Annotated in this window: 14 protein-coding genes and 1 other RNA gene; 1 reads left to right on the forward strand and 14 read right to left on the reverse strand. The window is 74.9% G+C overall.

What is annotated here, in order from left to right:
- Positions 1-13: 13 nt before the first annotated feature.
- Complete coding sequence (locus tag ACFO3M_RS02815; protein ID WP_387986069.1) at positions 14-928, reverse strand: oxygen-binding di-iron domain-containing protein; 915 nt, start codon at positions 926-928, stop codon at positions 14-16.
- Between the two features lie 223 nt (positions 929-1,151).
- Between ACFO3M_RS02815 and ACFO3M_RS02820 the strand changes: the two genes are divergently transcribed.
- Complete coding sequence (locus tag ACFO3M_RS02820; RefSeq protein WP_387986072.1) at positions 1,152-1,562, forward strand: TIGR03668 family PPOX class F420-dependent oxidoreductase; 411 nt, start codon at positions 1,152-1,154, stop codon at positions 1,560-1,562.
- A 90-nt stretch (positions 1,563-1,652) separates the two neighbouring features.
- Here the strand turns inward: ACFO3M_RS02820 and ssrA are convergent.
- From ssrA to ACFO3M_RS02885, 13 genes are all read right to left on the reverse strand, one after another.
- Positions 1,653-2,028, reverse strand: a transfer-messenger RNA (tmRNA) gene (gene ssrA / locus ACFO3M_RS02825).
- A 152-nt stretch (positions 2,029-2,180) separates the two neighbouring features.
- Complete coding sequence (locus ACFO3M_RS02830) at positions 2,181-3,323, reverse strand: magnesium and cobalt transport protein CorA (protein ID WP_387986074.1); 1,143 nt, start codon at positions 3,321-3,323, stop codon at positions 2,181-2,183.
- Positions 3,324-3,577: 254 nt separating this feature from the next.
- Positions 3,578-5,182: an SLC13 family permease gene (locus ACFO3M_RS02835; RefSeq protein ID WP_387986076.1), complete on the reverse strand. Its 1,605-nt coding sequence runs from the start codon at positions 5,180-5,182 to the stop codon at positions 3,578-3,580.
- Between the two features lie 47 nt (positions 5,183-5,229).
- Entirely contained in the window at positions 5,230-5,763 is a 534-nt protein-coding gene (locus ACFO3M_RS02840) for a carboxymuconolactone decarboxylase family protein (protein WP_387986079.1), read from the reverse strand.
- Positions 5,760-6,638 carry an SCO6745 family protein gene (locus ACFO3M_RS02845; protein WP_387986082.1) on the reverse strand — a complete coding sequence of 293 codons (879 nt, stop codon included), beginning with the start codon at positions 6,636-6,638 and terminating at the stop codon, positions 5,760-5,762. The genes ACFO3M_RS02840 and ACFO3M_RS02845 overlap by 4 nt, the downstream gene beginning before the upstream one ends.
- Positions 6,639-6,648: 10 nt before the next feature.
- A complete protein-coding gene (locus ACFO3M_RS02850) occupies positions 6,649-7,089 on the reverse strand; it encodes a GNAT family N-acetyltransferase (RefSeq protein WP_387986084.1) in 441 nt (146 codons plus the stop codon).
- On the reverse strand, positions 7,089-8,105 hold the full coding sequence (locus tag ACFO3M_RS02855) for a GNAT family N-acetyltransferase (protein ID WP_387986087.1): 1,017 nt from the start codon (positions 8,103-8,105) through the stop codon (positions 7,089-7,091). The genes ACFO3M_RS02850 and ACFO3M_RS02855 overlap by 1 nt, the downstream gene beginning before the upstream one ends.
- Before the next feature lie 44 nt (positions 8,106-8,149).
- Positions 8,150-8,521 (reverse strand): VOC family protein, encoded by a 372-nt coding sequence (locus ACFO3M_RS02860; RefSeq protein ID WP_387986089.1) that lies wholly within the window; start codon positions 8,519-8,521, stop codon positions 8,150-8,152.
- On the reverse strand, positions 8,518-9,414 hold the full coding sequence (locus ACFO3M_RS02865; protein ID WP_387986090.1) for an amidohydrolase family protein: 897 nt from the start codon (positions 9,412-9,414) through the stop codon (positions 8,518-8,520). Before ACFO3M_RS02865 ends, ACFO3M_RS02860 begins: the two co-directional genes overlap by 4 nt.
- A gap of 34 nt (positions 9,415-9,448) precedes the next feature.
- Positions 9,449-10,612 (reverse strand): serine hydrolase domain-containing protein, encoded by a 1,164-nt coding sequence (locus ACFO3M_RS02870; RefSeq protein WP_387986092.1) that lies wholly within the window; start codon positions 10,610-10,612, stop codon positions 9,449-9,451.
- Between the two features lie 74 nt (positions 10,613-10,686).
- A complete protein-coding gene (locus ACFO3M_RS02875) occupies positions 10,687-11,622 on the reverse strand; it encodes an NADP-dependent oxidoreductase (RefSeq protein ID WP_387986094.1) in 936 nt (311 codons plus the stop codon).
- Positions 11,623-11,632: 10 nt separating this feature from the next.
- Positions 11,633-12,109 carry an SsrA-binding protein SmpB gene (smpB, locus tag ACFO3M_RS02880; protein ID WP_387986096.1) on the reverse strand — a complete coding sequence of 159 codons (477 nt, stop codon included), beginning with the start codon at positions 12,107-12,109 and terminating at the stop codon, positions 11,633-11,635.
- 9 nt (positions 12,110-12,118) lie between these two features.
- Positions 12,119-13,138: a hypothetical protein gene (locus ACFO3M_RS02885; RefSeq protein ID WP_387986098.1), complete on the reverse strand. Its 1,020-nt coding sequence runs from the start codon at positions 13,136-13,138 to the stop codon at positions 12,119-12,121.
- Between the last annotated feature and the right edge of the window lie 68 nt (positions 13,139-13,206).

Below are 13,206 nucleotides of genomic sequence, written 5' to 3' on the forward strand. Positions count from 1 at the left end.
CCCGGGGGTGCCGCTACGGGCTCCGGACGGTCTCGCCCGCCGGTGAGCTCGGTCGTCGCGGCGCCGGCGGGGTCACGCCCGGCGCCGGCGGGCCGGCCACCGTCGGGGTCGCGGGGACCTGCTCGCCGGCGCGCTGCATCTCCGCCATGGCCTTGATCATGTCGGCGAACTGCTCGGAGTCCGGTGGCACGAACCTCTCGGCGGTGGGGACCTGCGCCAGCACACGGAGGAACTCCTCCAACTCCGTCCCGCTCGCGACGGGGAGGTGCGAGGAGAAGATCCGCCGGGGCTGGATCTGCCGGACGCGGTCGAGGACCCGGCCGAACTGGACCTCGTCCGTGAGGTGCACCCAGGGCGAGTCCGACGTGGCCCAGCCGATCATGCCGCCGGCGAGGGCCTCCGGGGACACGTCCGACGCGTCCTGCGTGGGCTCCGGGAGCAGCGCCCCGAAGGCGTCGACGGTGAACAGCGCCCCGGTGGACCGGTCCAGGACGCCGAGGGACATCGGGTTGTCGAACAGCGGCGGGGCGACCGCGGTGAGCGTGCGGTCCCCCACGTGGATCTCGTCACCGGCCCGGATGGCGTGCACCCGCTCCATGGGGACCGGCCACCACGTCGACATGCGCAGGGCGGCGAACCCGTGCGTGACCAGCCGGGCGTTCGGCGCCGCCTCCATGATCCGCTGGATGTTGCCGGTGTGGTCGGCGTCGTCGTGGGTGAGCCACACCCACTTCAGGGTCCGCAGGTCGATGATCGAGCCGACCGCGTCGAGGAACTGGTCCGCGTCGACGGCGATGCCGCTGTCGATGAGGACCGGCTCCTCGGACGTGATCAGGTAGGCGTTGATCGGGAGGACGCCGACCCCCGGCAGGGAGATGTTGGTGGGCAGGACGTGGACGTCGTCCTGACCTCGGTAGGGGCTGTCCACGGGACGCCTCCGGTGGTCGCGCTCGGTGGCCGCCTCCTCGGCCGCCTCGAACGTAGGGCGGCTCCCCGGCACCCACCAGGGCCCCTCGTCCTCGGGGGGCCGCCGGCCGGACCCGTGGTGGTCCGGCAGCAGCTCGCACCGCCGGCACCGCCCGTCGGGCGGGACGCCGTACCGGAGGCGGTCGCCGGTCGCTCGACGACTGCCGTCAGCGGCTGACCGACCGGTGCGGACAGCGGAGCTGCGCGAGCGTTTCGCCTCCGCCGCCGTCGCTCGCCTGGCCACCGTCCGCCCGGACGGCGCTCCGCACCTCGTCCCGGTCGTGTTCGCGGCGTCCGCCGACACCGTCTGGCTGGCCGTCGACGCCAAACCCAAGCGGACGACACAGCTGCAGCGGTTGACCGACCTGCGCCACGAGCCCCGGTGTGCCCTGCTGGTCGACCACTACGAGGAGGACTGGAGCCGGCTCTGGTGGGTGCGCGCCGACGGCATCGGCGTCGTCATCGACGATCCGGGCACCGGCCACCCGGGCCTGGCCGCGCTCGTCGATCGGCATCCCCAGTACCGCGACCAGCCGCCGTGCGGGCCGCTGGTCGTCGTCAGCGTCGAACGCTGGAGCGGGTGGTCGAGTACGTGAGTGCAGGCGAAGAGGCCGGGGCCACCGCCGTGGCGGTGGCCCCGGCCTCTTCGCCGAGCGGGTCCCGGCTCTTCGCCAGGGCCTCGGGGTGGGTGGAGGTGGCGGGAATCGAACCCGCGTCCTGCGACGCATCACCAGGGCTTCTCCGAGCGCAGTCCGCTCTGCCTCTGCTCGACCCTCCCGATCGCACGAACACGTCGGGATGACGGGCCCAGTCGCTGTGAGGTGTCCCGTGCACGCCCGCGACCGGCACGCACGGTGAGTCATCTAGCTGATGCCAGACTCCGGGCCGATGACGGAACCCGGGCTGACAGCGTCACCTTCGCTGATCAGGCAGCGAGGGCGTACGCGCGCTGACTCTTGTCGGCGCTTGTGTTGTTTCCGACGCGTGGTTAACGAGCTCATCGTCGGCTTCCTCGGCTCGCTTCCCCTGGTCACCCGACCGCAGTCGAGACCATTCACCCCCTGTGTAGTTGTGCACCCATCGTAACCGGGTCGGCCACCGGGTTGTTCCCTCGGCGTCCCGGCGCGTTGATCATCGGATGACTGCCGCCCGACACGCCGGGCGACGGCGTGTCGTCGTGCACGCGGCCGATGATCAACAGGCGGTGACGGTCGTCAGATCCAGTCGCGGCGCTTGAACACGGCGTACAGCGTCAGGCTCACGCCCAGCATCAGCACCAGCGCGAACGGGTAGCCGAGGTGCCACGACAGCTCGGGCATGTCGTCGAAGTTCATCCCGTAGACCGTGCCCACCAGCGTCGGGGCGAACAGGATGGCCGCCCAGGCGGAGATCTTCTTGACCTCCTCGCCCTGCGCGATCGAGGCCTCGGTCAGCTCGCGGATCTCGTCGTTCTGCCGCTGCGCCACCAGGGTCGCGTTCACCGTGAGGATGTCGCGCAGCTGCAGCCGGAAGGCCTCGATGCGCTCGTTGACCTGGGTGACGTGGTCGGCGACGTCCCGCAGGTAGCTGCGCAGCTCCTCGTCGACGCCGTACTTGTCGAACCCCGCGGTGATGGCGGCGAGGATCCCGGTCAGCGGCTGGGCGGCCCGCTGGAACTCCAGGACCTCCTGCGACAGCTCGTAGATGCGCCGCGAGACGCCGGGGTCCCCGCGGAAGACCTCGGTCTCGATCTCGTCGATGTCGTTGGCCAGGCCCGCGACCACCGGCGAGTACCCGTCGACGACGGCGTCGAGGATCGCGTACAGCACCGCCTCGCTGCCCTTGGCCAGCAGCGCCGGCTCGCTCTCCAGCCGCCGCCGCACGCGGGCCAGGTCCGGCGACTCGGCGTGCCGGACGGTGATCGCGAACTGCCGGCCGAGGAACAGGTGCAGCTCGCCGAACTCGACCTCCTCGGCCGCGTCCAGGTAGCGCGCGGCCTTGAGGACGACGAACAGCGTGTCGCCGTAGCGCTCGAACTTGGGCCGCTGGTGGGCCTGGATCGCGTCCTCGACGGCGAGGTCGGGCAGGTCGTACTGCTCGGCCAGCTCCCCCAGCTCCGCGGGCTCGGGCCGGTAGAGGCCCAGCCACACCAGCCGGTCGTCGAAGCCCTCGGTCAGCCAGTCGTGGCTCTCCTCCGCCGACGGCGGGGTGGCGATGCGCCGGCCGCTCGCGTAGACGGCGTTGTCGACCAGGCGCGACTGGCGCTCGGGCTGCGGTGGCGCCGGCTGCGGGGGCGGCACCGGCCGCAGGACCTGCGGCCGCGGGCGGCGGCCGAGGGTGGACAGGGCGGTGAGGGGCGCGAGGCGACGGTCGGCCATGACGGGGCTCCGGGGGGACGCTGGGTGGCGGGACTCAGCGGAGGCCCTCCACGCGAGCGCTGCCCCGGCGCGCGTGGCGCGACCGGGACCTAGGCGGGGAGGGCCTCGGGACTGGGACTGGGGGGCTCGCTGCGCATGGCTCGCCCTCCTCCCCGTCGACCGGCGCCCGGCATCCCGCGGGCCGTCGTCCATCGTGACACGTCCCCGCGCGGGAGGGCTCCCCGGAGAGGGAGAGTTCCCTCTCCGTTCACTCGTCAGACCGAGAGCACCAGGTCCACCATCACCGGCAGCAGGACCACGATCAGCAGTGCGCCCAGGACGTCGAAGGAGATCCCCGAGCGGATCATCTTGGTGATCGGCACGACGCCGGAGCCGTAGACGATCGCGTTCTGCGGCGTCGACACCGGCAGCATGAACCCGAAGGACGCCGCGAAGGTCGCCGCCAGGGCGGGCACGAACGGGTTGATGCTCGCGGCCACGGCCACCGGGATGATGATCGGCACGACGACCGCGGCGGAGGCGGTGTTCGACGTCGTCTCGCTGATGATGATCGCCAGGATCACCGCGAAGACCGTAATCGCGAAGGTGCTGGTCAGGCCGAGCCAGTCGGCGGAGCTGTTGCCGATCGTCTCGGCCAGGCCGGTGTCGGCGAGCAGCGAGCCGAAGATGATCCCGGTGCCGAACAGCAGGATCGTGCCCCAGTCGATCTTGGCGGCGTCGGACCAGTTGAGGGTGAACTCCCGCCGCTTCCAGTCGGTGGGCAGCAGGAACAGCAGCGACGCCCCGAGGACGGCGATGATGCCCTCGTCCATGCGGTCGCTGATCGTCGTGTAGACGTCGGAGTCGGTGCCCGCGACGAGCGCGATGACGCCGGGGAAGATCCAGCACGCGACGGTGATGCCGAAGGCGATCAGCGTGTTCTTCTCCGCCCGCGAGACGGGACCGAGCTGGGCGCGCTCCTGCCGCACGTACTCGTGCACGCCCTCGATCCGCTTGATCTCCGGCCGGTTGAGCAGCAGCAGGACCGCGGCCAGCGCCACGAACATCAGCGCGCAGATCGGCAGCGCCATGAGCATCCAGTCGAGGAACCCGATCCGCTCCCCCGTCGCCTCCTCGATCAGCCCGCGGCCGATCAGGTTCGGCGGCGTGCCGACGGGGGTGATCAGCCCGCCGACGCTCGCGCCGTAGGCCAGCATCAGCATCAGCGCGACGCCGACCCGCAGCCGCAACGGGTCGAAGTCCGGCCGGACCAGCTCCTTGTCCTGCATCAGCTTGGCGATCACCGAGAGGATGCCGATCGCCGTGGGCAGCAGCATCGCCACGGTGGCGGTGTTGGAGACGAACGCCGACAGCACCGCCGTGATCAGCCCGAACGCGATGACGACCCGCGCCGTCGACGCGCCGACCCACTGCATCGACAGGATCGCCATCGCGAACCGCCGCGCGACACCGTGCTTGAGCATGGCCGCGGCCAGGATGAACGCGCCGATGAAGGTGAACACCGTCGTCGAGCCGAGCGGCCCCACCGCGTCGTCCGCCGGCACCACCCCGAGGACGACGATCGCGCCCACGCCGATGAGGCCGCCCACCGGGATCGGCACCGGCTCGGTGATCCACAGGACGATGACGCCCAGCAGGACCGCGGCGAGCAGGTGCTGGTCACGGGGCAGGTCCAGCGGGAGCAGCGCGAAGACGATCGTCACGACCGGGGCGAGGAACAGCCCGACGGTCCGGCGGCCCTTCTCGAAGCGCTCCTCGGCGGGGCTGAGCTGCTGCTCCCCCAGGCTCCGGTAGGTGGCCGAGCCGCGGAAGGCGGCGTCGACGTCGGTGCGCTGCGGAGGACGGTCGGTCGTGGTCATGGCAGCTCCCCGGGTGTGACCTGCAGCACACGATAGGGAGAACCGGGTCAGCCCGGAACCTCTCCCTCCGGCGGGGGGATCTCCAGAGCCACGAGGAACCGGGCGACCATCGCGTAGCCGCCCACGAGCACGGCGAGCTCGACGACCCCGCGGTCGTCGAGGTGCTCACGCACCGCGGCGAACACCGGGTCGGGGACGGTGACAGCGCCGGCCGAGGCGTCGGTGAACGCCAGCACGGCGGCCTGCGCCGGCGTCCACACCGGCTCGGCGGTGGCGTCGTCGGCGCGCAGCACGCGCAGGTGCAGGTCGGTGAGCCCGGCGCGGCGGGCGATCGGCTCGTGCGCGGCCCACTCGAACTCCGCGCCGGCGAGGACGGCGACCCGCAGGACGACCAGCTCCCGCAGGTCGGCGGGGAGCGTGGTGCCGCCGCGCAGCGCGCCGAGCAGCGCGTTCCAGCCCTCGGCCACCGGCGGGCTGTGCAGCAGCAGCCGGTCGAGGGTGGAGAGGACGCCGCCGCGCCGGGCGCGCAGCAGGTCCGCCGTCGGCCCCTCGCCGGGCGCCTCGGGCAGCCGCGGGGTCACCGGCCGGCGAAGACGCCGGAGGGGTAGGCGCCGTTGGCGACGAGCGTGGCCGACATCCGCTTGCCCAGCTCGACCACCCGGGCGGTGCGCTCCGGGCCCAGGTGCGCCCACGGCGTGGTCCCCAGGGCGTCGGTCTCGGCCTCGAGGTCGGCGCGCAGCCGCTGACCGGCCTCGGTGAGCCGGTCGCCGTCGAGCAGGCCGCGGTCGGCCAGGCGCGCGGCGGCGGCAGCCCAGTCCTCGTCGCTCCAGCCGCGGGTGGCCTTCGCCGACGCGGGCAGGAACCCGCGGCCGGTGGCGGTGTGGGTGACCAGTGCCTCCAGGCCCGACAGGCCGTGGTGGACCAGGACGGCGACGTGCCCGTCGCCGCGCCACTCGCGCAGCAGCGTCGCGGCGTGCCAGAGCCGGGTGACCGGGTCCTCCGGCCAGGGCAGGTCGGCGTGGCCGGCGTACAGCGGACGTCCCTCGGCGGGGAGCACCGAGCACGCGTCGGCGAGCAGGTCGCCGAGCTCGGTGACCTCCGGTGCGGCGGCGGCCTCCTCACCGCCGAGCAGCCGGGTCAGCGAGGCGCGGGCGGAGGCGGAGCGCGCCTCCACGACCTGCGCGGGCGAGGCCAGCGTCCACGCCCGCGGGACGTGCCGCGCCACGAGCTTCGGGGAGAAGTTGGAGAAGGTCGCCGTCACCACGCCCGGGCCGACCGCGCCCATCGGGGCCGCGCGGCCGGCGAAGTAGACCATCCGCCCGGGCCGCAGGCCGATCGCCGTCAGGTGCTGATCGGTCTCCGGCACGAAGTACACGTGGTTGTGCAGCGGCTCGACGGCGCGGTGCGCGCGGCCGACGAGGGCGGGGTCGAGGACGGGCTGATCGGCGGTGACCATGCCGGCGACCCTAGCGAGCGGCCCGGGCCACCCGGCGGTACAGCAGGTACTCGCCGTCCTCCCCCGCCGGCACGAAACCCGCGGTCTCGTAGAGGGCGCGGGCCGGGTTGTCCCGGTGCACGCCGAGCCGGACCTCGGCGTGGCCGGCGGCCGCGGCGTCGGCGGCGCACGCCTCGAGCAGCCGCCGCCCGTGGCCCCGCCGGCGGTACGGCGGCAGCACCTGCACGGTCACCACCAGCCCGGCCCCGTCGTCGGGCGTCCACATCACGAACCCGGCGGGGTCCCCGTCCACCTCGAGCACGGTGGTGCGGGCCAGGTCGTCCCGCCACAGCGCCCGGTTGCGGTCCAGCGCCGCGGTCCAGGCCGCCTCCTGCGCGGGCTCGACGTCCCGGATGTAGGCCCGCTCGGCCGCCTCGACCAGCGGCAGGTCCGCCTCCCGCGCCGGGCGCATCAGCCGGCGACCGGCGGGACCGGGAACGCCCAGGCGTGGTGGGTGCGGGCGACCCGGAAGCCGACGCGCTCGTAGAGGGCGAACGCGCCGGTGGTGTTCTCGGTGTCGACGTCGAGGCGGGCCGCGCGGCACCCGTCGGCCGCGGCGCGGGCCAGCGCGGCGGCGATGGCCGTGCCCGCCACGCCGCGCCCGCGGGAGCCGGGCAGCACGCCGATCTGGCCGAAGTGGACGGTGGGGATCCCGGTGGCGCGGGTGTCGGCCTCGTACACGTAGGCGAGGACGTACCCGGCGACGGCACCGTCGCCGTCCAGCGCCAGCACCGACAGGTCGGGCCGGAACGCCCGCACGCCGGTGAACCAGGTGCGCCAGGCGGTCTCGTCGCGCTCGGTGGAGCCGTGGTGCTCGGTGAACGCGGCGTTGTGCGCGCGGCGCACCTCGTCGTCGCGGTCCCAGGTGAAGGGCGCCAGCTCGATCCCGGCGGGCACGACGACGGCGGGCAGCTCGTCCAGCGGGCGCTCCATCGCGGCGAACAGCCGCTCGACCGCGAAGCCCCGGCGCCGCAGCAGCCGCTCCAGCGAGGTCATCGCGGGCCAGGCGCTGGCGACGAGCCGGCCGGGCAGCCCGGGCGGGGCGAACGCCGCGTGCTGCGCGGTGCCGCGGCGCACCTGCCAGTCGACCAGCGCCCGGCCGATGCCGCGCCCGCGCCAGTCCGGGTGCACCCGGCCCTCGGCCCAGACGCGCAGCGCCTCGCGGCCGCCGCGCTGGGAGATCGACGTCGCCCAGGCCACCAGCCGCCCGTCCCCGGTCACCACGGCCCGGCCGTCGGACGGCAGGTCGACCAGCTCGCGGCCCCACCACTCGGCCAGGTCGCCGGCGTCCTCGTGCTCGCCGGTGTCGTCGACGGCCTCGGCGGCCGCGAGCAGGTCGGCCGCGGCGGGGGCGTCGTCGAGGGTGAGCGGGCGGGCGGTCAGCCCGCCGGGCAGGCCGGTCACGTCGGCGGGGAGCACGTCGGTCACGGGCGGTCAGGCTAGGCGGGCTCCGCGGGCGCGGGCGACCGGTTTCAGACCCGCACGAACAGGCAGAACGGGTGGCCGACGGGGTCGGCGTAGATCCGCACGAGCTCGTGCGGGTCGTCGTAGCCGCCGATCCGCCGGGCGCCGGCCTCCTCGGCGAGCGCGCAGGCCGCGTCGAGGTCGTCGACCTCCAGGTCGAGGTGGACCTGCACCTGCTGGGTGCCCGGCTCCGGCGGCCACACCGGCGGCACGTGGTCGCGCTCGAGCTGGAAGGACAGGCCGGTGCCGCCGTCGTCGGGGCGCAGCGTGGCCCACTCGGGCCCGTCGTCGCGGACCGGCCAGCCGAGCAGCCGCTGGTAGAAGCGGGCCAGCCCGCGCGGGTCCGGCGTGCCGAGGACGGGGGCGGTCAGCCGGATCACCGGGCACCGATCCCGAACAGCCGGGCGCCGTTGTCGTGCAGCACCGCGCGCAGCCAGTCGTCGCCGAGGTCGAGGCGGGACAGCGCGGCCAGCTGCTCGGCGTAGGGGTACGGGATGGACGGGAAGTCGCTGCCGAGCAGCACCTTCTCCCGCAGCGCGGCCAGCCGCGGCAGGTCGGCGCGGTCGAAGGGCATGAGCCGCTCGGTGAAGTCGGTGGCGAACATCGTGGTGTCCAGGTGCACCCGCTCGTACCGCTCGGCGAGGTCGAGGAAGTCCCGGTACTCGGGCATGCCCAGGTGCGCGATCACCAGCTGCAGCCGCGGGTGCCGCTCGAGCAGGCCGGCGGCGGGCCCGGGGCCGGTGTGCTCGCCGCGCAGCGGGCCGGAGCCGCAGTGGACGACGACCGGGGTGCCGGTCTCCTCCAGCCGGGCCCACACCGGGTCCAGCAGCGGGTCGCGCGGATCGAAGGCGCCCACCTGCACGTGCACCTTGAACACCCGCACCCCGCGGTCGAGCGCCTCGGCGACGTAGTGCGGCGCCTCCGGCTCCGGGAAGAACGTGGCCGACCGCAGCACCTGCGGGTGCGCGTCGGCGAACCCCGACGACCAGTCGTTGAGCCAGGCGGCCATCCCCGGCTTGTGCGGGTAGGGCAGGGTCGGGAAGGCACGGACGCCGAGCCGGTCGAGGACGGCGAGCCGCTCGTCCTCGGGCAGCGCGTAGTGCACCGGCCACCCGGTGCCGTAGTGCGTCTCCGCCGCCTCGAAGTACGACCACACCTTCGCCTGCACCCGCGGCGGCAGGAAGTGCACGTGCACGTCGACCAGGCCGGGCAGGCCCAGCTCGCGCCAGAACCGCGGGACGTCGTCGTCGTCGACCGGTGGATCGCAGCTCACCCGAGCGAACGTAGCGCCGGCCCGGGGACCGGGCTCACCGGTGTCCGGCGACGGCCGCGCAGGTGGCCAGCTCGAACACGGCGCGCAGCCGCGGGAACAGCTCCGGCGCGCTGCCCGGCGTGAGCTGCCCGGTGACCGAGACGGTGACCGTCCTCGCGCCGTCGGCGGTCGCGGCGGCGAACTGGGTGTAGCCCGCGGTGTTGCCGGTGTGCCCGAAGACGGTGCCGCAGCGGGTGTCGTACCGGAACACCCCGAGGCCGGCGGAGTTCTCCCCCGGGCCGGGCGGCTCCGACGACCCCGGCCGGAAGGTGGACTGCTCGGCCCGGGTCGCCGGGTCGGTGAGGTCGCCGCGGACGTGGACGCCGACGAACCGGGCGAGGTCGGCCGGGGTGGACACGACCCCGCCCGAGGCCCACGACCAGCCGGCGGCGATCGCCGTGCTCACGTCCTCGGGCGGCTGCTCGGAGACGTCGTAGCCGTGCAGGTACGGGGTCGGGAGGTCCGGCCCGGCGGGGAGGCCCGTGGCGGTCAGGCCGGCGGGCCGCAGCACCAGCGCGGCCAGCACCTCGGCGTAGGGACGGCCGGTGACCGCCTCGACCACCAGGCCGGCCACCACGTTGTCGGAGTTGGAGTACCGGTACTCCGAGCCCGGCGCGAACAGCAGGGGCTCGTCCTCGGCGTAGGACAGCAGCTCCCGCGGCGGCGGCGGGTCCTGCAGCGACGACAGCAGCGCGTCCGCGAAGGCCTCGCTCCGGCTGAAGTCGGGGATGCCGCTGGTGTGCCCGAGCAGCTGGCGCAGGGTGACCGGCTGCCAGGCCGGCGGCAGGTCCGGCCGCCAGGTGCCGACGGGCTCGTCCAGGGAGAGGACGCCGCGGGACACCAGGGCCAGCACCGTGGCGGCGTTGAACGCCTTGGCCACGCTGGCGACCCGCACGGCGTCCCCGGCCGCGGGCGGGCGCCCGGTGGCGAGGTCGGCCACGCCGGCGGGGAGGACGTCGAGGTCCCCGTCGCGCCCCAGCGTCACCACCGCCCCGGGCGGGCCGCCGGGCTGCTGGACGAGGTCGGTCAGCGCGGCCTGCAGCGCCGCGGTGTCCCGCGCCGGCGCGGTGTCGGCGACCGCCGTCGCCGGGACACCGGCCAGCGCCACCGCCGTGACCAGCGGGACCAGCAGGGACAGCGCACGCCGTGGCCCGGGCATGCGGGCAGGCTGCTCCGCGCCCGCGCACCCCGGAAGGCCGCGACCCGGAGCGCCGGCCGCCACGCCGGGTGCGCTCAGCGGAGCGTGACGACGACCTTCCCGCGCACGTGCCCGCCGGCCACCAGGTCGTGGGCCTCGGCGGTGCGCTCGAGCGGGAACGCCCGGGCGATGGAGACCCGGAGCTGGCCGGCGTCGGCCATCCGGCCGAGCTCCTCGAGGTCGTGCCGCTCGGGCCGCACGAACACGTACCGCCCGCCCATCTCGTTGACCGCGGGGTCGACGACGCTGGTGACCCGGGCGACGCCCCCCGGGCTGTCGCGCACCTGCTTCGGGGCGTCGGTGAGCGCGTCGCCGCCGTTGAGGTCGAGGACGGCGTCGACCGGCTCGGACAGCTGCGCGCTGATCGGCCCGGCCGAGTAGTCGAGCACCTCGGCGGCGCCCGCGTCGCGGAGGAAGCCGTGGTTGCGCGGGCTGGCGGTGCCGATGACGTGCGCGCCGAGCGCGACGGCGATCTGCACGGCGAAGAAGCCGACCCCGCCCGCCGCGCGGTGCACCAGGACGCGGTCCCCCTCGCCGACGTCGAGCGCCTCGGTGAGCGCCTGGTAGGCGGTCAGCCCGGCCAGCGGCAGCGCCCCGGCCTCGGCGAACGACAGCGACTCCGGCTTGCGCGCCACGCAGCGCTGCGGCGCGGGCACCAGCTCGGCGGCGGTCCCCCACTGGACGTCGTCGCGGCGCAGGTAGCCGAACACCTCGTCGCCGGGGGCGAGGTCGTGCACCGCGGGCCCGACCGCCTCGACGGTCCCGGCGAGGTCCCAGCCCGGCACGATCGGGAAGTGGTGCGGGAAGGCCCCGGCCAGGTGGCCCTCGCGGATGCCGACGTCGACCGGGTTGACCCCCGCGGCGTGCGTGCGGACGAGCACGGTGTCCGGGCCGACCGGCGGCTCGGGCAGGTCGTCGCGCAGCTCCAGGACGTCGGGACCGCCGAACCGGTCGTAGGCGATCCCCCTCACCGCGTGCCCCTCAACGACGCCCCTTCACGTAGCGGCCGAACGCCTTCTGGATCTCGCGGCGGGAGTCCCGCTCGGCGAGGTCCTGGCGCTTGTCGTAGGACTTCTTGCCCTTGGCCAGCGCGAGCGTGGCCTTGACCTTCCCGTCCTTGAAGTACAGGTCCAGCGGCACGAGCGTCAGGCCGCCCTCGCGGGTCTTGCCGATCAGCTTGTCGATCTCCTCGCGGTGCATGAGCACCTTGCGCTTGCGGCGCGGGGCGTGGTTGGTCCAGGTCCCCTGCGTGTACTCGGGGATGTGCACGTGCTGGAGCCACACCTCGCCGTCGTCGACGGTGGCGAAGCCGTCGACCAGCGACGCCCGGCCGGCGCGGAGGCTCTTCACCTCGGTGCCGGTGAGCACCAGGCCGACCTCGTACGTGTCGAGGATCGAGTAGTCGTGCCGCGCCTTCTTGTTCTGGGCGATGAGCTTGCGCCCCTGTTCACGCGGCATGTCCCCAGGTTACTGCCGGTGCCCGGCCGCGGTGATCTCGCGGCGGAGCTGCGCGTACGTGGGCGCCTGCACCGGCAGGAACGCCACCTCGCGCACCCGCCGGGCGGTGTCGCTGGCGGCGAGGTAGCCCGGCCCGCCGCTGACCGCCGACTCCAGCCGCACGGCCTCGGCGGCGACGTCGAGGGCGGCCAGCCGCAGCCGCGCGAGGTCGCCGGGGCCCACGCCCACCCGGTCGCCGGCGAGGTCCTCCAGCCGCCGGGCGGCGTCGTCGCGGCGCTCGGACAGCGCGTCGGCGTCGGCCCGCAGGACGCCGGGGACGTGCTCGGCCGCCGCGTCCAGCGCGGCGTCGGCGACGCCGAGGGCGAGCGCGGTCTGCAGCAGCAGCATCGCCGGCCGGCACACCGCCATGAAGGAGGCGAGGTCGTCGCTGAGCACCCGCCCCGGCCCGACGGCGACGCCGTCGAGGTGCAGCCCGCCGGTGCCGGTGCCGTTGAGGCCGAGCAGGTCGAAGTGCCCGGTCGGCGTCACGCCGGGGTCGGTCAGCCGGAACAGCACGACGACGCGGCCCTCGTCCGGGGTGCGCGCGGGGGCCACGACGACGGCGTCGTCGAAGAGGTTCGACGCCCAGCCGACGGTGCCCGACAGCCGCCAGCCGGCGCCGTCGCGGGTGGCGGTGACCGGCAGCGTCCCGGTGCCGGCGAGGTCGGCGACCGCCGGGGCGAGCGCGGTGGCGCCCGGGACGGTGCCCGCCCGCAGCCCCGCGACCAGGTCGGGCTGCGGCTGCGGCGGCGGGCAGCAGCGCAGGTACTCGAGCACCATCCGCTGCGACCAGGCGGCGAACGCGGTGGCCAGCGACACCGACGCGAGCTCCCGGACCATCCGCACCGAGGCCAGCAGCGCCTCGGTCGGGTCGTCGTCGTCCCGCTCGAACGCACCGATCGCGCCCAGCCGCCGCAGCGCCGGCCGCACGTCGGCCCGCCCCGCGTCGACGTCGGCGGCCCGCCCCAGCGCCTCGCTCGTCGTCGTCATGCCCCGTCCCTACCCCGGGATCCGCCTTTCGCGCGCGGATGTCGGACCCGGTGCGGGGCCCGGAGGGC

Source organism: Geodermatophilus arenarius (genome assembly GCF_042654585.1).
In the GTDB taxonomy this organism is placed as follows: Bacteria; Actinomycetota; Actinomycetes; order Mycobacteriales; family Geodermatophilaceae; genus Geodermatophilus; species Geodermatophilus arenarius.

Excerpts from the sequence above, each read along its gene's own strand:
- smpB (WP_387986096.1), bottom strand. The coding sequence starts at position 12,109 with ATGCCGCGTGAACAGGGGCGCAAGCTCATCGCCCAGAACAAGAAGGCG.
- ACFO3M_RS02845 (WP_387986082.1), bottom strand. The coding sequence starts at position 6,638 with ATGGTCACCGCCGATCAGCCCGTCCTCGACCCCGCCCTCGTCGGCCGC.
- ACFO3M_RS02870 (WP_387986092.1), bottom strand. The coding sequence starts at position 10,612 with ATGCCCGGGCCACGGCGTGCGCTGTCCCTGCTGGTCCCGCTGGTCACG.
- ACFO3M_RS02885 (WP_387986098.1), bottom strand. The coding sequence starts at position 13,138 with ATGACGACGACGAGCGAGGCGCTGGGGCGGGCCGCCGACGTCGACGCG.
- ACFO3M_RS02850 (WP_387986084.1), bottom strand. The coding sequence starts at position 7,089 with ATGCGCCCGGCGCGGGAGGCGGACCTGCCGCTGGTCGAGGCGGCCGAG.
- ACFO3M_RS02835 (WP_387986076.1), bottom strand. The coding sequence starts at position 5,182 with ATGACCACGACCGACCGTCCTCCGCAGCGCACCGACGTCGACGCCGCC.
- ACFO3M_RS02830 (WP_387986074.1), bottom strand. The coding sequence starts at position 3,323 with ATGGCCGACCGTCGCCTCGCGCCCCTCACCGCCCTGTCCACCCTCGGC.